Annotated in this window: 23 protein-coding genes and 1 pseudogene; all 24 read left to right on the top strand. The window is 63.7% G+C overall.

What is annotated here, in order from left to right:
* Nucleotides 1–40 precede the first annotated feature (40 nt).
* Nucleotides 41–1,333: a Glu/Leu/Phe/Val family dehydrogenase gene (locus ACYCUK_RS19340; protein ID WP_461596293.1), complete on the top strand. Its 1,293-nt coding sequence runs from the start codon at nt 41–43 to the stop codon at nt 1,331–1,333.
* Between the two features lie 38 nt (nt 1,334–1,371).
* Nucleotides 1,372–1,869, top strand: coding sequence for an ATP-binding protein (locus ACYCUK_RS19335; protein WP_461596292.1), 498 nt, complete (start codon nt 1,372–1,374; stop codon nt 1,867–1,869).
* Nucleotides 1,870–1,896: 27 nt separating this feature from the next.
* On the top strand, nt 1,897–2,181 hold the full coding sequence (locus ACYCUK_RS19330) for a hypothetical protein (RefSeq protein WP_461596291.1): 285 nt from the start codon (nt 1,897–1,899) through the stop codon (nt 2,179–2,181).
* Nucleotides 2,182–2,296: 115 nt separating this feature from the next.
* Nucleotides 2,297–3,445 carry a cysteine desulfurase family protein gene (locus ACYCUK_RS19325; protein WP_461596290.1) on the top strand — a complete coding sequence of 383 codons (1,149 nt, stop codon included), beginning with the start codon at nt 2,297–2,299 and terminating at the stop codon, nt 3,443–3,445.
* Complete coding sequence (locus ACYCUK_RS19320) at nt 3,445–4,110, top strand: ArsR/SmtB family transcription factor (RefSeq protein ID WP_461596289.1); 666 nt, start codon at nt 3,445–3,447, stop codon at nt 4,108–4,110. Before ACYCUK_RS19325 ends, ACYCUK_RS19320 begins: the two co-directional genes overlap by 1 nt.
* A gap of 31 nt (nt 4,111–4,141) precedes the next feature.
* The gene (locus tag ACYCUK_RS19315) at nt 4,142–4,492 is read left to right on the top strand and encodes a DsrE/DsrF/TusD sulfur relay family protein (RefSeq protein WP_081128877.1); all 351 of its coding nucleotides are present in this window, start codon (nt 4,142–4,144) and stop codon (nt 4,490–4,492) included.
* Complete coding sequence (locus tag ACYCUK_RS19310; protein WP_461596288.1) at nt 4,492–5,649, top strand: NAD(P)/FAD-dependent oxidoreductase; 1,158 nt, start codon at nt 4,492–4,494, stop codon at nt 5,647–5,649. Before ACYCUK_RS19315 ends, ACYCUK_RS19310 begins: the two co-directional genes overlap by 1 nt.
* Before the next feature lie 125 nt (nt 5,650–5,774).
* Nucleotides 5,775–6,538, top strand: a protein-coding gene (locus tag ACYCUK_RS19305) for an IS5-like element ISCARN30 family transposase (protein ID WP_461596287.1) whose coding sequence is annotated in 2 segments (ribosomal slippage) — nt 5,775–6,147 and nt 6,147–6,538 — 765 coding nt in all. Because the reading frame shifts where the segments join, the coding sequence is not laid out codon by codon here.
* Between the two features lie 49 nt (nt 6,539–6,587).
* On the top strand, nt 6,588–7,187 hold the full coding sequence (locus ACYCUK_RS19300) for a sigma-70 family RNA polymerase sigma factor (RefSeq protein ID WP_461596286.1): 600 nt from the start codon (nt 6,588–6,590) through the stop codon (nt 7,185–7,187).
* Nucleotides 7,188–7,368: 181 nt separating this feature from the next.
* Nucleotides 7,369–7,833, top strand: a complete 465-nt coding sequence (locus tag ACYCUK_RS19295) for a hypothetical protein (protein ID WP_461596285.1) — start codon at nt 7,369–7,371, stop codon at nt 7,831–7,833.
* The gene (locus ACYCUK_RS19290; protein ID WP_461596284.1) at nt 7,833–7,994 is read left to right on the top strand and encodes a hypothetical protein; all 162 of its coding nucleotides are present in this window, start codon (nt 7,833–7,835) and stop codon (nt 7,992–7,994) included. The genes ACYCUK_RS19295 and ACYCUK_RS19290 overlap by 1 nt, the downstream gene beginning before the upstream one ends.
* 19 nt (nt 7,995–8,013) lie before the next feature.
* Complete coding sequence (locus ACYCUK_RS19285; RefSeq protein ID WP_461596283.1) at nt 8,014–9,462, top strand: permease; 1,449 nt, start codon at nt 8,014–8,016, stop codon at nt 9,460–9,462.
* Between the two features lie 54 nt (nt 9,463–9,516).
* Complete coding sequence (locus ACYCUK_RS19280) at nt 9,517–9,768, top strand: YgaP family membrane protein (protein ID WP_461596282.1); 252 nt, start codon at nt 9,517–9,519, stop codon at nt 9,766–9,768.
* Between the two features lie 41 nt (nt 9,769–9,809).
* Nucleotides 9,810–10,046, top strand: a complete 237-nt coding sequence (locus tag ACYCUK_RS19275) for a thioredoxin family protein (RefSeq protein WP_461596281.1) — start codon at nt 9,810–9,812, stop codon at nt 10,044–10,046.
* A gap of 248 nt (nt 10,047–10,294) precedes the next feature.
* Nucleotides 10,295–10,882 (top strand): heme-binding protein, encoded by a 588-nt coding sequence (locus ACYCUK_RS19270; protein WP_461596280.1) that lies wholly within the window; start codon nt 10,295–10,297, stop codon nt 10,880–10,882.
* A 29-nt stretch (nt 10,883–10,911) separates the two neighbouring features.
* On the top strand, nt 10,912–11,607 hold the full coding sequence (locus ACYCUK_RS19265) for a VIT1/CCC1 transporter family protein (protein ID WP_461596279.1): 696 nt from the start codon (nt 10,912–10,914) through the stop codon (nt 11,605–11,607).
* Between the two features lie 233 nt (nt 11,608–11,840).
* The gene (locus ACYCUK_RS19260) at nt 11,841–12,677 is read left to right on the top strand and encodes a 4Fe-4S dicluster domain-containing protein (protein WP_461596278.1); all 837 of its coding nucleotides are present in this window, start codon (nt 11,841–11,843) and stop codon (nt 12,675–12,677) included.
* A complete protein-coding gene (nrfD, locus tag ACYCUK_RS19255; RefSeq protein ID WP_461596277.1) occupies nt 12,670–13,434 on the top strand; it encodes an NrfD/PsrC family molybdoenzyme membrane anchor subunit in 765 nt (254 codons plus the stop codon). The genes ACYCUK_RS19260 and nrfD overlap by 8 nt, the downstream gene beginning before the upstream one ends.
* Nucleotides 13,431–13,847 (top strand): hypothetical protein, encoded by a 417-nt coding sequence (locus ACYCUK_RS19250; protein ID WP_461596276.1) that lies wholly within the window; start codon nt 13,431–13,433, stop codon nt 13,845–13,847. Before nrfD ends, ACYCUK_RS19250 begins: the two co-directional genes overlap by 4 nt.
* A 4-nt stretch (nt 13,848–13,851) precedes the next feature.
* Nucleotides 13,852–16,926 carry a molybdopterin-dependent oxidoreductase gene (locus tag ACYCUK_RS19245; RefSeq protein ID WP_461596275.1) on the top strand — a complete coding sequence of 1,025 codons (3,075 nt, stop codon included), beginning with the start codon at nt 13,852–13,854 and terminating at the stop codon, nt 16,924–16,926.
* On the top strand, nt 16,919–17,548 hold the full coding sequence (locus tag ACYCUK_RS19240) for a molecular chaperone TorD family protein (RefSeq protein ID WP_461596274.1): 630 nt from the start codon (nt 16,919–16,921) through the stop codon (nt 17,546–17,548). Before ACYCUK_RS19245 ends, ACYCUK_RS19240 begins: the two co-directional genes overlap by 8 nt.
* Nucleotides 17,549–17,712: 164 nt before the next feature.
* Nucleotides 17,713–18,072, top strand: a complete 360-nt coding sequence (locus ACYCUK_RS19235) for an ArsR/SmtB family transcription factor (RefSeq protein ID WP_461596273.1) — start codon at nt 17,713–17,715, stop codon at nt 18,070–18,072.
* The gene (locus tag ACYCUK_RS19230) at nt 18,069–18,581 is read left to right on the top strand and encodes an ArsI/CadI family heavy metal resistance metalloenzyme (protein WP_461596272.1); all 513 of its coding nucleotides are present in this window, start codon (nt 18,069–18,071) and stop codon (nt 18,579–18,581) included. The genes ACYCUK_RS19235 and ACYCUK_RS19230 overlap by 4 nt, the downstream gene beginning before the upstream one ends.
* Nucleotides 18,582–18,613: 32 nt before the next feature.
* Nucleotides 18,614–18,725: pseudogene (locus ACYCUK_RS19225) on the top strand (arsenate reductase ArsC); the annotation flags it as partial.

The following is an 18,725-nucleotide window of genomic DNA, read 5'->3' as shown; positions in this document are numbered from 1 at the left end:
CCACAAGGCGCCACGAGCGCCGCACTACACGGAAACCGCCATGCTGCAAAAAGCCAGCCCGAAGAATCCCCTGTCCTACATCGACCCCCAGCCCGACAGCCCGTGGCAGACCTATCTCGCCCAGGTCGACCGCGTGCTGCCCTATCTGGGCGACCTCGCCCGCTGGGGCGAGACCCTGCGGCGTCCCAAGCGGGCGCTGATCGTGGACGTTCCCATCGAGATGGACGACGGCACGGTGCAGCACTTCGAGGGCTATCGCGTGCAGCACAACCTCTCGCGCGGCCCCGGCAAGGGCGGCGTGCGCTACCACCCGCAGGTCACGCTGGAAGAGGTGATGGCGCTGGCGGCGTGGATGACGGTGAAGAACGCCGCCGTGGGCCTGCCCTTCGGCGGCGCCAAGGGCGGCATCCGGGTGGAGCCGTCGCGGCTGTCGCGCAAGGAACTGGAGCGCCTGACGCGGCGCTACACCAGCGAGATCGGCATCATCATCGGTCCGCAGCAAGACATCCCGGCGCCCGACGTCAACACCAACGCCCAGATCATGGCGTGGATGATGGACACCTACTCCATGAACATCGGCGGCACCGCCACCGGCGTGGTCACCGGCAAGCCGGTGCAGCTCGGCGGCTCGCTCGGGCGGGTGAAAGCCACCGGGCGCGGCGTGTTCGTCACCGGACGCGAGGCGGCGCGGCGCATCCAGCTGCCGCTGGAAGGCGCGCGCCTGGCGGTGCAGGGCTTCGGCAATGTCGGCTCCATCGCCGCTGAACTGTTCGCCGACGCCGGCGCCAAGCTGGTGGCGGTGCAAGACCACACCGGCGCGCTGCAGGCCGAGCAAGGCCTGGACGTGGCCGCGCTGCAAGCCCATGTGCAGCAGCATGGCGGCGTGGCCGGTTTCAAGGGCGGGCAGGCCATTGCAGCCGACGACTTCTGGAGCGTGCCCTGCGACATCCTCATCCCCGCAGCCTTGGAAGGGCAGGTCACCGAGGCGCGCGCCCGCATGACCACGGCCAAGCTGGTGCTCGAAGGCGCCAACGGGCCGACCTTGCCGGGGGCCGACGACATCCTCGCCGAGCGCGGCGTGCTGGTCGTGCCCGACGTCATCTGCAACGCCGGCGGCGTGACGGTGAGCTATTTCGAATGGGTGCAGGACTTCTCCAGCTTCTTCTGGAGCGAGGACGAGATCAACGCCCGGCTGGACAAGATCCTCGGCGGCGCCTTCCTCCACATCTGGGACACCGCCGACCGGCTCAAGATCACCCTGCGCACCGCCGCCTTCGTCGTGGCTTGCGAGCGGGTGCTGGAAGCCAGGGCGGAGCGCGGGCTGTATCCCTGAGGCGCGATGGGCATGGCATTTCATGCAGCGGGCGGAGATTGCTGCGCGCCAGCAAGCCCAAGCTGCTGGACGAACTGGGCTACATGCCCTTCGAAGCCAATGCGGCTCATCTGTTCTTCCAACTCGTCAGCCGGCGCGACGAGCGCGGCTCCATGTTGATCACCAGCAACCGCTCGGTGGCCGAATGGGGCGCGGTGTTCGGCGGCGCGGTCGTCGCCACCGCCATCCTCGATCGCCTACTGCATCACAGTCACGTCATCACCATCCGTGGCGACAGCTACCGGCTGCGCTCCAAGCGCCGGGCTGGCCTGGTTAACCAGGCCAGCCCGATCCAGAACCATCAACCCATTGAACGACTGGGGGTCACTTCTCGATGTCGGCAGGGGGTCAAATCTCGCTGTCGCTTGACAATGAACTCCCCCCAGCCCGGAGCGGAATCCGAAAAGCCGGGCCGAATGGCGCAATGGGTCTGGTTTTATGGCGCCCTTGTCGCAGATTTGGGTGACAAGACGTGGCGCCCCCACAACACGAGTTGACCCTCCACCACCGAAAGAGGAACCACCATGGAACTCAAGAAACACTGGGAGCACGTTTATGCAACAAAACCGACCAACACGGTCAGTTGGTTCCAAGAGCATGCCGAGCAGTCGGTTTGGCTCATCCAGGCGTCCGGTGTTCCGTTTGCCGCATCAATCATCGATGTCGGCGGGGGTGCCTCCACGCTCGTGGACGACTTGCTTGACCGCGGGTATTCAAACCTTAGCGTGCTCGACCTTTCCGTCTCAGCTCTGCATGACGCGCACCACCGTCGGCGAGCGATTGACAGTTGCCGGGGATCGCCGCGTTGAGTCCCAATCCGGATAGCGGTCGTGACCCATTTGCAGCATGACACCACTTGACCTCGTCCTATCAAGTAATCAATATAACGATTGAATAATTGAGTACTTTTGATAGGATGCCGGCATGGTCTCGATCTATCTTGATTACAACGCCACCACCCCGGTCGCGCCGGAAGTGGTGGCGGCCATGCTGCCGTTCCTGCAGGAGCATTTCGGCAATCCGTCGTCAGCTCACGTTTACGGTGACGCGCCGCGCCGCGCCATGGCCGCGGCGCGCGAGGAGGTCGCGCGCCTGATCGGCGCGCGAACGGCCGAAATCGTGTTTACCGGCAGCGCCACCGAGGCGAACAACCTGACGATCCTCGGCGTGGCGCGGGCATGGGGGGACGCGCGCCGGCACGCCGTGATCTCCGCCGTCGAACACCCGTCGGTGAGCGAGCCCGCGCATCGGCTGCAGGCGCTGGGCGGGTCGGTGACGATCGTGCCGGTGGATGAATACGGCCGAGTCGCTCCCGGTGACGTCGCCGCCGCACTGCGGCCCGACACGGGACTGGTGTCGGTCATGCACGCCAACAACGAGGTCGGCACGATCCAGCGCATCGCCGAGATCGCCGCCCTGGCCCACAGTCGCGGGGCGCTGATGCACACCGACGCCGCGCAGTCCGCCGGCAAGGTCGCGCTCGATGTCGAAGTGCTGGGCGTCGACCTGCTGACCCTCGCCGGACACAAGTTCTACGCCCCCAAGGGCGTCGGCGCGCTGTACATACGCACCGGCACGCCGATCGCTGCCGTGCTCGCCGGAGCCGGCCAGGAGCAAGGTCTGCGACCGGGCACGGAAAACATCCCGCAGATCGTCGCCCTGGGTGTTGCGGCACGCCTGGCACGCGAACGCCTGCCGGAAACTCACGCTCACCTGCGCGCGCTGCGCGACCGGCTGCATGCCCGCCTGGCGCAGGAGGTCCCGGGGCTCGCCTTGAACGGCCATCCCGAGCAGCGCCTGCCCAATACCCTCAACGTGTCTTTTCCCGGGGTATCCGGCGCGGCCCTGTTGCAGCAGGTGGCGGATCGGGTCGCCGCTTCCACCGGTTCCGCCTGCCATGCCGGGGACGCTGCGCCCAGCGGGGTGCTGGGAGCGATGAGCCTTTCCAACGAGCGGGCGCTGGGTGCGGTGCGATTGTCGGTTGGGCACTACACCCGGGAAGCGGAGATCGACGCGGCCGCCGCGGCGTTGATCGCGGCCTGGCGCGAACGGACGATCGCGGAGCACGGCTGATGGACAACCGCGCATTCAAGGATCAGATCTACGAACAGTTCGGGCGCCTGGGCAAGTCCCTGGCAAGCCCCAAGCGACTGGAAATGCTCGACGTGCTGTGCCAGGGGCCACGCACGGTGGAGTCGCTCGCCGCGGCCACCAGCCAGACCCTCGCCAACGCCTCGCAGCATCTCAAGGTGCTGCGCACGGCGCGTCTGGTGGAGGCGGAAAAGCGGGGCCTGTACGTCACCTACCGGCTGGCGGGGACCGAAGTCTGCGATTTCTTTCTGGCCTTCCGCCATCTGGCCGAGTCGAGACTGGCCGAGATCGAGCACATCACCCGGCTCTTTCTCGACGGCAAGAACGTTCTGGAAGCGGTGGATCAGGCCACCCTGCTCGGACGCGTCCGACGCGATGAAGTCGTGGTGCTCGACGTGCGTCCCGAGCAGGAATACCGCAACGGGCACATCCCCGGCGCGCTGTCGCTGCCGCTGGCCGAGCTGGAACAACGGCTCGCCGAAATGCCGCGCGACCGGCAGGTGGTGGCCTATTGCCGCGGCCCGTACTGCGTCATGTCGGTCGAGGCGGTGGAAATCCTGCGGCGCCACGGCCACAAGGCCGCGCGGCTCGAAATCGGCGTGCCAGAGTGGCGGGCACTGGGGCTGCCGCTGGAATCGCAACCTTGAATTCCATTTCATCAACGCAAGGGAGACTCCCATGAAACATCTGTTCGTGCTCAACGATGCGCCCTACGGCAGCGAACGCAGCTACAACGCTCTGCGCCTCGCCCGGCAGATGCTCAAGACCGGCGGCGAGGAGGTGAAGCTGTTCCTGATCGGCGATGCGGTGGCCTGTGCCAAGGCCGGACAGAAGGTGGCGCCGGGCTACTACAACATCGGCGACATGCTGGGCATGATCGTCCGCCACGGCGGCGAAGTCGGCGTGTGCGGCACCTGCATCGACGCCCGCGGCATCGCCGCCACGGAGCTGATCGAAGGCGCGCCGCGCAGCACGATGGAGCAGCTCGCCGCGTGGACGCAGTGGGCTGACAAAACGCTGGTGTTCTGATGGATACCGCCAAGACCGTCGTCGTCCTCGGAGGGGGTGTGGGTGGTCTCATCGCCGCCAGCGCGCTGCGCAAGCACCTTCCACGTCTCCATCGCGTCGTGCTCGTCGATCGGGAGCGCGAGCAGCTCTACGTGCCATCACTGCTGTGGCTGGTGGTGGGGCTGCGCGAAGCCGCATCCATCCAGCGTCCGCTCGCCCGGCTGGAGCGCAAGGGCATCCAGGTGCGACTCGGCGAGGTGGAGAAGATCGATCCCGAAACCCGCCGCGTCACGGTATCCGGCGAGATCCTCGATGCAGACTACCTGGTCGTCGCGCTCGGCGCCGAGCTGGCAGCGGAAGCCGTGCCGGGTCTGCGGGAGGCGGGACACAATTTCTACACGCTTGCGGGTGCTGAAGGCCTGCGTGCCGCGCTTGGCTCGCTGCAGCGGGGGCGCGTCATCGTGCTCACGGCGGCGCCCGCATACAAATGCCCGGCAGCGCCTTACGAGGCGGCGCTGCTCATCGATGCGTTCTATCGCAAGCGTGGCCTGCGCGATGCGGTTGCCATCGAGGTCTTCGCCGCGGAACCCGGGCCGATGGCGGTTGCGGGTCCCGAGACCTCCGCGGCAGTGAAACAGCTCCTCGAAGCGAAGGGCATCGCGTACCACCCCGAACATCAGGTGACGTCGGTCGACGCGGCCGCAAAGCGAATCGTCTTTGCGAACGGCGCGAATGCGGAATTCGATCTGCTGGCCTACGTGCCACCGCACCGCGCACCGCGCGTGGTCCGCGAGAGTGCCCTCGTCGGCGAGACGGGCTGGGTTTCCGTAAATCGACACACGCTGGAAACCCGCTTTCCTCAGGTCTTCGCCATTGGCGATGTCGTCTCGATTCCGCTGCAGCTCGGCAAACCGCTGCCGAAGGCCGGCGTCTTCGCGCATGGCGAAGCGGAGGTCGTCGCGAAGAACATCGCCGCACTCATCCTGGGCCGGGACGCATCCGAACGATTCGATGGTCACGGCGCATGCTTCATTGAGAATGGCAACGGACAGGCGGGTTACGGTGGCGGCGATTTTTATGCGGAACCCAAGCCTGCCGTGAAGTTTCACGCACCGGCCCGGCGCTGGCACCTCGCGAAGGTGCTGCTGGAAAAGTCTTGGCTTCACCTCAAGATATAAAGGTATGCATGGCATGGGACTACGAGGGATGGACGTCCTGTGGCCACGCTTCACCTGTCATTGGCTAGATAGTGTCGTCACGAGATGAGTAGGATGTTGTTTAGCAAAGACAGCGGTGCAGGCGAATGGCTGAGACGCATCAACGGCATGACATCTCCGATGCGGCGTGGGCTCTGCTTGAGCCGCGATTGCTGGGGCGTCAAGGCGTGTGGGGCGGCATCGCACACGACAACCGGCGATTGATCAATGCGGTGTGCTGGATTTTGAGAACGGGCGCACCGTGGCGGGATTTGCCGCCCTCGTATGGGGACTGGAAGAACACGCACCGCAGGTTCTGCCGGTGGCGTGACAATGGCGCTTGGGAGGCATTGCTGGAGCAATGGATCGATGAGCCTGATGACGCATGGCTGATGATCGATGCCAGCCACATCAAGGTTCATCCGCACGCCGCAGGTGCCCGTGGCGGCAATCAAGCCATGAGCCTGACAAAAGGGGGCTCAACACCAAGCTACATCTGGCCGTGGATGCGTTTGGTCTGCCGCTCCGAGTCCTTGTTACGCAAGGCGCCGCAGCAGATTGCACGCAGGTTGGGCTCTTGATTGAAGGGCTCAGCGCCGAGCACCTGTTGGCCGACAAGGGCGACGACAGCGATGCCATCGCCCTGCAGGCCACGGCTCAAGGCCTGCGCGTCGTGATCCCGCCTCGCCAAAACAGAAAGGAGCAACGCAGTGATGACAAGTATCTCGACCGACACCGCCATCTCGTTGAGAACACGTTTTTGCATCTCAAACGCTGGCGGGGGATTGCGACGCGCGACGCCAAAAACGCCGCTTCATTCCTGGCAGCCGTCCACATACGCTGCCTGGTGCTTTGGCTTGCAATCTCGTGACGGCACCATCTAAGGACTCAGGCTATCTCAGGGTGCCTATGATGGCGCCATGTACACTGAATTGGGGCAAATCGAAGCCGTACCTGCACTGGCAGAGACCTGTGTAACGCGCGCCTGGCGCAAGCATCAGGCTGAGATCGAGGGGTTTTTGCAGCATCGGCTGGGCGATGGCGAACTGGCGGCCGACCTGCTGCAAACGGTCTTCCTCAAAGCCCTGTACCAGGGGCGTGGATTCTGCGATCTGCGCGAACCCCGCGCTTGGCTGTTTGCCGTGGCGCGCAACGCGCTCGTCGATCTTTTGCGCGCACGCCATCCCCACGAACCGTTGCCCGAAGACCTGCCGGCGCAAGCCGATGCGCAAGCCGCGGTGGACACCCTGGCCGACTGCTTGCCCCACGCCCTGGCTTCGCTCGACGCAGACGACCGTGATGTGCTCGAGCATTGCGAATTGCAGGGCATGACACAGCGGGATTACGCCACGCTGCGCGGCTTGAGCCTCCCGGCGGCCAAGTCCCGCGTCCGGCGGGCGCGCGTCCGGCTGCGTGAATCCATAGTGCAGGTGTGCGGCGTGCGCTTCGATGCCCAGACCGGGCGGGTCTGCTGCCACGCGCCGCAAGCGAGCTGTGGCTCGCAGAAGTCGTGCCCGTAACACCCACGGCCGAATCAGGCCCTCTCGTCGCCCGGCCTTGCAAGTCCTTCGCCCCTTGCGCAGGCCCAGTACGACATGGCGCGTTGTGCATGCGGCACCTTGGCGTCCCGTTGCTGCATCTATCTTTTTGGCCTTGGTTCGTCTCCACAGGTAGACCCAACCTGAAAGAGGCACACCCATCATGTCCAACCACCGCTTTTCTTCCACCCGTCGTCGATTGCTGGACTCAGCCCCTGCGGCGGCCGTCCCCTTGCTCATGGCCACTGGCTTTGCGCCCACGGCGCGAGCGGTCGAAACGCACGCACAGGTGACTGGTCCCGTGACGTTCTATGCCGACGTGCGCGTCGCCCAACCCAACAAGGCCGCGCTCGACGCCGGATTGCAGGCCTTTGCCAACTCCATGGTGGCGCGCGGCGCGCTGGCCGTCACCCTCAAGCAGATGGTGGGCGACTCCACCATGGTAAAAAACTATCCCGAGAGCTACAAAGGCCTGCTCAAGAGCGCCTATGCCGATGCCGCGCAGGCCGGCACCCTGCCCCTGTTTACAGCCTGTTCGTGCGCTTTGCCGACATGCAGGCGCCGCGTGCCGCGCAGACGGACGCCGCCTTCGACCACGACATCCTGCCGCGTCTGCACGGCGTCCTGATGAAAGACGGCAAACCGGTGCCAAGCCCCAAACCCATGGTTGCGTATCGCGGCGTGTTCGAAACAACGCTGGCCGGCAACCGCCACGGCATCTACACCAGTCACGATGCCTCGTGCAATTTCGCTGTCGTCCGGTGGACGATGGCCAGCCGACTTTCTTGACCGTGGAAAACCATGTGTCGTGCCCGAGCCCATCGTCCCCGTGCTCGACACGGCCAAGAGCGCCGAGATTTTGCGCAAGCTGCAGCCCGATAGTGATTTGCGCGCCTACACCTACATCATGCACGGCATTTGGGAGTCGGTGTGGGACCACGAAAACTCTCACATCGACCCGCACTTCAAGACTTCGGCAGCACCTGTGGGGGTGATGGGCGGTCGGCCCGGTGGAGCCGTTCTACGCCACGCAACGGACATTCAAGCGCATCTGAGCGTCAGCAATCCAAGACGGGATGCCGTTGCTGGCGTCCCGTTTTTTGCAGGATCTCAGCGCAAGTCTGCATCCTTTTGCGTCCCGCTTCGTCTTCACTGGCAGCAAGGTTCCATTCGCGAGGTTTCCATGAACACCCAAGTCCAATCCCCCGCCGCCGCAAGCGGCGATCTGCAAGTCGCCCCCGCCTGGCGCGCCTGGATCGTGCCGGTGCTGTATGTGGCCGGCTGGTTTTTGCTCTACGGCCAGCTCCAGCCCGCCACCGACGCCTTCATGCGCTGGCTCTCCGGCGCAACCGGCATGGCGGCTACCAGCCATCTCTACAGCGCAGTGAGCTTTTTCGCCTTCGAAGTGCCCAAGGTGCTGATGCTGCTGGCGCTGATCGTGTTCGTCGTTGGCGTGAGCCAGACCTTTTTCACCCCGGAAAAAACGCGGGCCATTCTGGCAGGCAAGCGCCAAGGCGTGGGCAACGTGCTGGCGGCAACGCTGGGCATCGTCACGCCGTTTTGCTCGTGCTCGGCGGTGCCCCTGTTCATCGGTTTTCTCACGGCGGGTGTGCCGCTGGGAGTGACGTTCTCCTTCCTGGTGTCGGCGCCGATGGTCAATGAGGTGGCGCTGGCGCTGCTGTTCGGCATGTTCGGCTGGAAGATTGCAGCGATCTATCTGGGCCTCGGGCTGGCGGTGGCCATCATCGCCGGGGCTGTGATCGGGCGCATGAACCCGGTGAATCTGGTCGAACCCTGGGTGTTTGACATCCCGGCGGTCAGCCATGACGAGGCCAAGCTCGACTGGCAGCAGCGTTTCGCCCAGGGCTGGAAGCATGTACGGGAGATCGTGCTCAAGGTCGCGCCCTATATCGTCGCCGGCGTGGGCGTGGGCGCGTGGATCCATGGCTATGTGCCTGAAGACTTCATGGCCCACCTGATGGGCAAAAGCGCGTGGTGGTCGGTGCCGCTGGCGGTGCTGATCGGCGTGCCGATGTACTCCAACGCGGCGGGCATCATCCCGGTGGTGCAGGCGCTGCTGGGCAAGGGCGCGGCCCTGGGCACGACGCTGGCGTTCATGATGGCCGTCACTGCCCTTTCTTTCCCCGAGTTCATGATTCTGAGAAAGGTGATGAAACCCAAGCTCATCGCCCTGTTCGCCGGGGTGGTGACGGTGGGCATCATCATCGTCGGCTATGTATTCAACGCAGTGATGTGACGCGGCTTCTCACATCGTTTCCCCTTTCGCTCAAAACACAAGGAGACTGCTGTTATGACTGTCAATCGCATGGTGAGCGTCATAGCCGGATTCATGGTGTTGCTCAGCCTAGTGCTGGCGCAGCTCACCGGTCAGATCGACCTGTTGCACCCCACCTGGCTCTGGCTCACCGCCTTCGTCGGCCTGAACCTTTTCCAGATGGGGTTTACCGGCTATTGCCCCCCGGCCAAAGTGTTCAAGGCATTGGGCTTCAAAGAAGCCACCAACGCCTGCAGCACCACAGCCTCGAGCAAGAGCTGCCGCTGAACCCCTGCATTTTCATGTTTTGATCCTTTGGAGCAATCCCCATGACCAACATCAAAATCCTCGGCACCGGCTGTGCCAACTGCAATGCCACGCAAAAGCTGGTCGAAAACGTGATCCAGGCCAAGGGCATTCAAGCCCAGGTCGACAAGGTCGAGGACATCACCTCGATCATGAAATATGGCGTGATGAGCACGCCTGGCGTCGTCATCGACGGCAAGGTCGTGCACGCTGGTGGCATTCCCAGCCGGGCGCAGGTCGAGCAGTGGTTCAGTGCCTGACTGCGTTGCGTTCCCGTCCCACACCAAGAGAAAGACAAGATGAACAAACCCGTCCAGACTTAGGCACGGTTCGGTGCGCTCGTTTCAGGGCACGTTGCATGGGCCGACAGTCCTGCATCGACCTGGATGCAGAAAATCATCACCCCAGACATCGCGCTCAAGGCGGCGCAAGCGGCCAAGGCCGAGTGCGCCAAGCGCGGCTGGCAAGTCGCGGTGGCCGTCACCACCCCTCGGGCCTGCCGCTGGTGGTGCTGCGTGACCGCTATACAGGCTGGCTCGCGCTTGCCGCCGCCGAAGGCAAGGCGCGCACCGCGGCGAGCTGGTGCGAGTCCACCAGCACGGTGGCTGCGCGCGTGAACAAGCCGGATTCAGCCGAGCAAGCCATCAAAAACCAGCCCGGCGTAGTGACGATCGGCGGCGGCATGCCGATCAACGCGGCTGGGCAGATGGTCGGCGCCATCGGCGCGTATCCGGAGCACTTGGCGGCGCGAATGACGACGTCTGCGCCAACTTCGGCGGCATGCGCGGCGGGCACAACCCGGGCACACAGCCTCCGAGAGGTCGTCTTCATCCGATGCAATTCAGATCGGCCGGCGCCTTCAGCGCCTTCAGCGCCGCTCGTGGACACCGCCACACGCAGGCCGGCAGCCTGCTTCGACGCTTGGCGACGACACGGTAGCATCTGTTGCCCGTGGCCCTATTCACTGTTCTTACTGATGTTCGTGTGCGCCGAAATCGTCTGGCGCATGATGTTCGAATACTTCATCGCCTACTTGCAGATCCGCGATGCGCTCGCGCAGAGACAGGCCCACGGGCTGACGCTGCAGCCGCGCTGATCCGCCCCACCCCCTTCACCGCCAACGCCATGTCCAGACTCCATATAGAACGCCACCGCACCCAGCATATCGGCTGGCTGCGCGCCGCAGTGCTCGGTGCCAACGACGGCATCGTGTCGACCGCGAGCCTGATCGTCGGCGTGGCCGCTTCGAGCACAACGCATGGCGGGGTGATCGTCGCTGGCGTGGCTGGGCTGGTGGCTGGGGCGATGTCGATGGCAGCAGGGGAATTCGTTTCGGTCAGTTCGCAGGCCGATACCGAACAGGCCGATATCACGCGTGAGCGCCAGGAACTCGCCAGCGACGGCGCGCGCGAGCACGCCGAACTGGCGCAGATCTACGTCGCGCGCGGCCTCGAGCCCAATCTTGCGAACCAAGTGGCCGCGCAGCTCATGGCCAAGGATGCCTTGGGCGCGCACACGCGCGACGAACTCGGCATTTCCGAAGTGGCCAGCGCCAAACCCTTGCAGGCGGCGTTCACCTCAGCGCTGTCATTCACCGTTGGAGCGGCACTGCCGCTGATCACGGCAGTTGTCGCGCCGGGAATCAATCTGCCGTGGATCGTGAGCGTGACCTCGCTCGTCTTCCTCGCCGTCCTCGGCGGGCTTGCCGCCTACACGGGCGGCGCCGGCATCGCGCGCGGCGTCCTGCGCGTGACGTCCTGGGGAGCATTGGCAATGGCCATCACCGCCGGCGTGGGCATGGCGTTCGGGGCTTCGGGCTGATCTTTCCGCCATTGGGCATGTTGACCCCTCCGCCGACGTGGAATGTGTGTTGATTCACATCAAAAGGGCGCGATACATAGGTGCCTATCGTGTCCCCATCGCATGGCAATATCACGGGGCACAAGATGAACACCTCCGAGAACCTAACGGCTGGGACAGCAGACCGGCGCGGTTTTCTTCGCAGGGCTCTGGGCACGACAGCCGCCACGGTGGCAACTGCGGCCGCAGTTGCCATGGATCTACCAGCAACTGTCGCGGCGCAAGAGGTCAAGCCACCGGGGGACGATGCCTTCGGCAATCTTCCCGCATCGCTCACTCCGTCGGGCACCGACTATGAATTGGGGCATGACCGCTCGGCCTATGCCTACACCGCCAAAGACGGCAACCTCGCCAAGGAAGGGTTCGAGGGCAAGCGCTGGGGCATGCTGATCGACCTGCGCAAGTGCGTCGGCTGCCAGGCTTGCACGGCTGCGTGCAAGTTCGAGAACAACATCCCTACCGGCGTGTTCCGCACCTGGGTGCCAGACGTGGAACTGGGCACCTATCCCGACACCAAACGCGCCTTCCTGCCACGGCTGTGCAACCACTGCGAGCGGCCGAGCTGCATCGAGGTTTGTCCGGCCGGTGCGACTTGGCAGCGCAAGGACGGCATCGTCGAAATCGACTACGACCTGTGCTGGGGCTGCGGCGCCTGTGTCAATGCGTGCCCCTACGACGCACGCTTCATCAATCCCATCACCAAGACCGCCGACAAGTGCACCTTCTGCTCACAGCGGGTCGATCAGGGCCTACTCCCTGCATGTGTCGAAACCTGCGTGGGTGGCGCGCGCCAGTTCGGCGATCTGAACGACCGCAACGATCCAATGACCAAACAGGTGTTGAGCGAAGTCATTCAACAGATCAAGCCGGGAACCGGCAACGAGCCCCGTGTGTTCTATATCGGCTTGACCACCGAGTTGCAGAACAACCCGCCAGGCATTCCGACGCAGTGGTCGGTCGAACAGCAGGACATGGGCCACAACGATCACGATTGGGACATCAACATCAGCAAGGAGGCCAATCATGTCTAACCCGCTGACCACACCGCAATTCGTCCCGCCGCTGCGGCAGTTGAACGAGTTGTACAACGTCGTTCACGACCGTCCGTTTTCCATCCTGTTCGCCAACTATTCATGGGCGTTGGGTGTGGCCGGGGGGCTCGCGTTGATCTGGGCGATCAACGCCTGGCGCGGCCGCACCGATGGGGCGGAACACCGCTTCACCATGCCGCTTGTGGTCGCCCTGATTCTGGCTGGATTCGTCAACGTACTGGCCGAAGTGCGGCAGCCGGGTCGACTCATTTTCGGTTACTTCCTCGGCTGGACCCACTGGGACACGGCCATCATCAAATACGGCATCATTCTGCTGCCCATTTTCCTGGTGCTGGCTTGGTGGTTGAGTTTTCAGTGCATTCCACGCGCGAGCCTGACCGCCGAAATTGAAAGACTCCATGGTGTCTGGCGCAAACTGGCCGACATCTTCAGCCTCGGGAGCCGGCATTACAGCGTGTTCGATTCTGGCTGGCTCAAGCCGATATTGGTGTTGACTGTCTTTCTTGGGTTGTTCGCCCCGCTGTATTCGGCCGTGTTCCTGATGAATGAACATGGCGTGCCGGTGTGGAATTCGCCTGCGGCGGCCATTCTCTTTTTCGCGAGCGCCATTGCCGTGGCTGCCCTCGCCGAACTGGTGGTGATTCCCGCGCTGGCCTGGGCCGTCACAGCACCAGGCCTGCCGCGCAGACCGGCCATCGCATCACTGCCGCAGTTGCGCTCGGCGTATGCCTCGTGACCTGGTATGGCTGGATGTGGTGGCTCGGGCGTTTTGGCTCCATTGAGGAGTTGCGCGCAGCCAACTTGTTCATGGGTCCGTATGGCGCGGAAATCACCTGGAACTGGACCGTCATCGGCCTCCTGATCCCGCTCGTGCTGCTGCTTCTGCCCACTGGGCGCGGCTATGGAGCGCAATGGCTTGCCTTCCTGGGTGCAACCTGGGGCTCGTATGCCGCGCGCATCGGCATCGTCATCGGCGGCGAGGCCATCAACCGGAGCGGGGCCGGTTACTACACCTTCCATTTGAATTTCGGGGAGCTTTGGTACACCGGGGTCAGCGTGCTGCTGTTCCTGGGCATCCTGGCGGCGCTGCTGGCCGCCATGCCGCGCGACGCGCAATCCGCACCCTTCTCCACTGCGAAGAAGGTTTGACATCATGGACATCTCACGACGTGGTCTTCTGACTCTCGGGGCCGTCGCCGGACTGGGCGCGGGCACACTCGGGTTTTCCAAGCGCCTGATCGATCTGGTGCCGCTGACCAACCGTGGGCGAAAAACCCTGCATCCCATTTACGGCAACTCCAACACCCCGGAATGGCTGCGCGATGCAGCCACCGGCAAGCTCGTGCCCAACCCGCAATGGACCCTGCGCCACACGGTGGACCTGCAGTGCCACAGCGAATGCGGATTGCGCGTGAAAATCGACCGTAAGACTGGGCGCATCCAGCGCATCATCGGCAACCCCTATCACCCCAACACCCTGAGCGAATACACGGCGGTCAGCACGTCGCTGATCGACACCGCGCGCCAGCCCGGCACCGTGTGCGCGCGCGGCAACACCGGCATCCAGACTGCTTACGATCCCTACCGGGTTCTGGTGCCACTCAAACGTGTCGGACCGCGCGGGAGTGGTCAGTGGAAACCCATCACGTGGGATACGCTGATCACCGAGGTTACCGAGGGCGGCAAGATTTTCGCTGACACCAGCGACCCGGCCAGCAAAGACCAGAACATCCTCGGTTTTCGCGGCCTGTATGCCAAGCGCCACGAGCCGATGGATCCGAACGCGCCAGAAATGGGCTCGCGCACCAACGGTTTCGTGCTGCAAGGTGGCCGCCTGGTGGGCACGCGCATGACTTTTGCGCAGCGCTTCGGCAACGCTTTCGGCAGCGTCAACGTGTTCGATCACGTCAACGAGTGCGAACTCAGTCACCATATCGCCCACCAGCATGTGTTCTCCGGCATCAACATGACTCAGCCTGACGTGCGCGAGGCCAAGTTCATCATCTACTGGGGTACGCAGCCGGGAGATGCAAACTTCCCGATGCAGACGCAGGGCAAGTATGCGGCCGAAGCGCGCTCCAAGCCTGACGGCTTGAAATACGTGGTGGTCGACCCCAAGCTCAGCCGTGGCGGCGTGGTGGGCGACCGTGCGAGTTGGCTGCCCATCAAACCCAGCACCGATGGCGCCCTGGCACTGGCGATGATGCGCTGGATCATCGACAACCAGCGCTACAACGCGCCCTACCTGTCCTATCCCACGCTGGCCGCGGCGCAGACAGCGGGCGAGCTCTCACATACCGATGCAACGCATCTGGTCGTCGTGGACCCACAACATCCACAGTCTCGGCAGTTTCTTACGGCCGAAGTCGCCGGGTTGGGCAAGCCGCAAGCCCAGGGCGAAGATGATCGGGTGGTGATCGACGTCGCCAGCGGCAAGCCCGCGCAGGCAGCAAGCGTCAAGACCGGGCAGATCGACTTCGTCGGCGAGGTCAACGGTGTGGCCGTCAAATCAGCCTTCCGTCTGCTCAAGGAGGCTGTCGAAGAACACACCATTGAGCAGTACGCGACGATTTGCGGAATCGAGCCCGAGCGCATTGTCGAGGTGGCCCGGGAGTTCACCAGCCATGGCCGCAAGGTTGCCAGCACCATGTACCGTGGCGTGGTCAAACACCCCAACGGCTATTACAACGGCGTGGCGGTGCTGATGCTCAACCTGCTGGTGGGCAATATGAACTGGACCGGCGGACTTACCGCTGGCGGTGGCGGTTATCCGGTCAACAAGGGCCGCTGCGACATCGTCAGCGTTCCTGAGGCTGCGGGTCTTGCCAAGGGTGTCATCATCAACCGCGAGAAGTTCCACTACGAGGACACCAGCGAATACAAGGCCAAGGTTGCTGCTGGCAAGAACCCCTATCCGCCCAAGCGGCCATGGTTCCCGCTCAGTTTCGCGATGTATACCGAGACTCTGCCCTCGGCCATCCAGCGCTACCCCTATGGCGTGGACATCCTGATGTGGCAGAAAGCCACACCGCTGTATAGCGTACCCGGTCAAGGCAACCCGGAGTTCCTCGAAGCGATCAAGAACCCGAAGAATATCCCTTTGATCATCGCCTCGGAAATCGTGGTCGGCGACTCCAGCATGTATGCCGACTACATCGTGCCCGATGTGTCGTATCTGGAAAGTTATGACCTGGTCGACACCTTCCCCACCACGCTGACCAAGGGAACCGGCGTGCGCTGGCCGGCGGTCAGCCTGACGTCGAAAACACCCGACGGTCGGCGTGTGTGCATGGAGGAATTCCTGATCGACGTGGCCAAACGCATCGGCATGCCCGGCTACGGCGCCAGGGGTATTCCCGACGCGGATGGTCGGTACTGGCCATTGAACCGCCGCGAGGATTTCTATCTCAAGGCCGTTGCCAATCTGGTCGCTGCCAAGGGTGTGGATGGCGACGCGGTACCGAAAGCCTCGGCGCAGGAAATTGCCATCACGGCACTGGACGACTACCACAAACAATTCGCCGACGCGCTCAAACCCGAAGAGTGGCCCGTGGTGATGGGCTGCCTCGTGCGCGGCGGTCGCTTCCAGCCGCATACGGGCTCGCGCAAAGGCGAACAACTGGCTTACCAGTACACCAAACGCCTGCATTTCTATGCCGAAAAAACCGGGACCACGCGTAACAGCATGAACGGCCAGTTTTTCCACGGCACCACGCGCTGGGTGGAGCCCACCACAGCGCTGGGCAAGCATCTGGACCAGCTCGATGATCCGAAGGACTGGCCGATGACGATCATCACCATGAAAGGTGCGCTGCAATCGCACTCCCGCCTGGTGTCGAACTACACCCTGCGCGAGATCAACCCGAGCAACGGCGTGCACATGGCGGCCGACGACGCCAAGCGCCTGGGCATCGCCAATGGAGACTGGATCTGGGTGGTCACCCCCGAAGGTAAACGCCGCGGCCGTGCGGTGGTGCTCGAAGGCATCCGGCCGGGAGTGATCCTGTTCGAAGTCGGCTACGGCCACTGGGGCTATGGCGCCAGCAACTACCAGGTGGGTGGTCAACGCGTGATGGGCGATGCGGTGCGCCGCGCCGGCATTCACCTCAACCCCATCATGCGGCGCGACCCTGACGTCTGGCAGATGTCGCTCATGGATCTCACCGGCGGCAGCGTGGTGTTCTACAACACCAAGGCTCGCCTGGAAAAAGAGATCACCCATGCCTGACTCCGCCGAACTGGCGCGCTTGGCCAGCGCCGCCTCGTATCTGCTGCTCAATGCCCCGGATGCGCAGACCCTCACGGTGCTGCTGACCGCCGCTGGGGAACCGCTCGATCCGAAGCGCGCCCGCCAGGACTTTTATGACTATTTGTGCATCCTGCAATCGGGCTGTTTCCTGCCCCCCTTCGCCCATGTCCTGAGCCAGGCGCAGCAGACCGCCGAGTACTGGCACTTTCCCACGCCGAAGTACGACGGCGGCGATGCCTTGTTGCCGTGGTATGACGCCGGCCGGTTCGACCCGACCGTGCTCCCGGCCGACGCCATTCTGGCTGCGGCCAACCGCCCGCTGGACCATGTGGGTGTATTGCTCGCATTTCTTGCGCTGTTGCTCGACGCAGCACAGGACCGCGAAACCGATCGCATCGTGTTGAGCGAGTTCCTCGGCGAACACATCCAACCTTGGGCGGACAGGTTCGTGCATGTGATGGCCCAGGCTGAGAGCCCTTACATCGCCTTGCTCGGTACGATCTTGCGGGATCTGTTCGATGCCGTGCGAGAGGCCTACCCGCCCATGACGCCTCGACAGTTCCCCATTGCGCCGAAACACATCCCCATTGTGGCCGCATGATCCGCACACGAAGGTTTGCTGCGCTCACCCCGTGGCGAGCTACCGGTTTTTCTGGGCGGCATATCGAGCGTTTGGGTCTCTGAGCCTGTCGACTCGGGATCGCTGAAAGCTCCGCCTGGTTTTGGCATGTGCATCGTTTTCTATATTTCCACTATCATTGAATGATGGAAACAAACCGTGCCCTCTCCGCCCTCGCCGCGCTAGCTCAAGACTCGCGTCTGCGCGTGTTCCGCACTCTGGTTCAGGCAGGACCCGCCGGCATGGCCGCGGGGCAAATCAGCGAGGCCACCGGCATCGTGCCGTCCTCGCTGTCCTTCCATCTCAAGGAACTCAACCATGCCGGCTTGGTGTCGGCCCGACAGGCCGGGCGCTTCATCATCTACGTGGCGCGGTTCGACACCATGAACGCCCTGCTGGCATTTCTCACCGAGAACTGTTGCGGCGGCAACCCCTGCAGCCCCGTAGGCGAGACGCCCTGCGCGGCCCATTCCCCGATCACCAAGATCAAAGACCACACATCATGAAACGCTTTCACGTGCACATCAGCGTCCCCGCGCTGGATGAGGCTGTTCATTTTTATTCCGGTCTGTTCGCCGCCGAGCCCACGGTGCATAAACCCGACTACGCCAAATGGATGCTCGACGACCCTCGGGTGAACTTCGCCATTTCCCAACGCGGCGCCGCGCCCGGTCTGAACCATCTGGGCGTGCAGGTGGAGTCGGACGCTGAGCTTCACGAGATGCGGCAGCGCCTGGACGGCATGGCTGCAGGCTATGTCGCCGAACCCGGCACCGCCTGCTGCTATGCCCGCTCCGACAAATACTGGACGAACGACCCCGTGGGCATTGCCTGGGAGATGGATCACACGCTTGGCACCATCCCCATGTTCAATGACGCGGCCGATGACCACGCCTGTTGTGTACCCTCGAGCGGCAATACGGCGGCGATGGCCACGACCACACCCACGACGCCTGCTGCGAATGCTTGCTGCGACAAGACAGCAACCGGCAAGGCGTCCAGCGGTTGCTGCTGATTGCTATCCCCACCCTCCCCGAAAGGCTGCACATGGACAAGGTCTACAACGTGCTGGTGCTGTGCACCGGCAACTCGGCACGCTCCATCCTGGGCGAGGCGCTGATCAACACCCTGGGCAAGGGCCGGTTTCAGGCCTACAGCG

It is taken from the genome of Thiomonas sp. (assembly GCF_054608695.1).
Note: the sequence above shows the minus strand (reverse complement) of the source record. Positions and strands in the feature narration are given on the sequence as shown.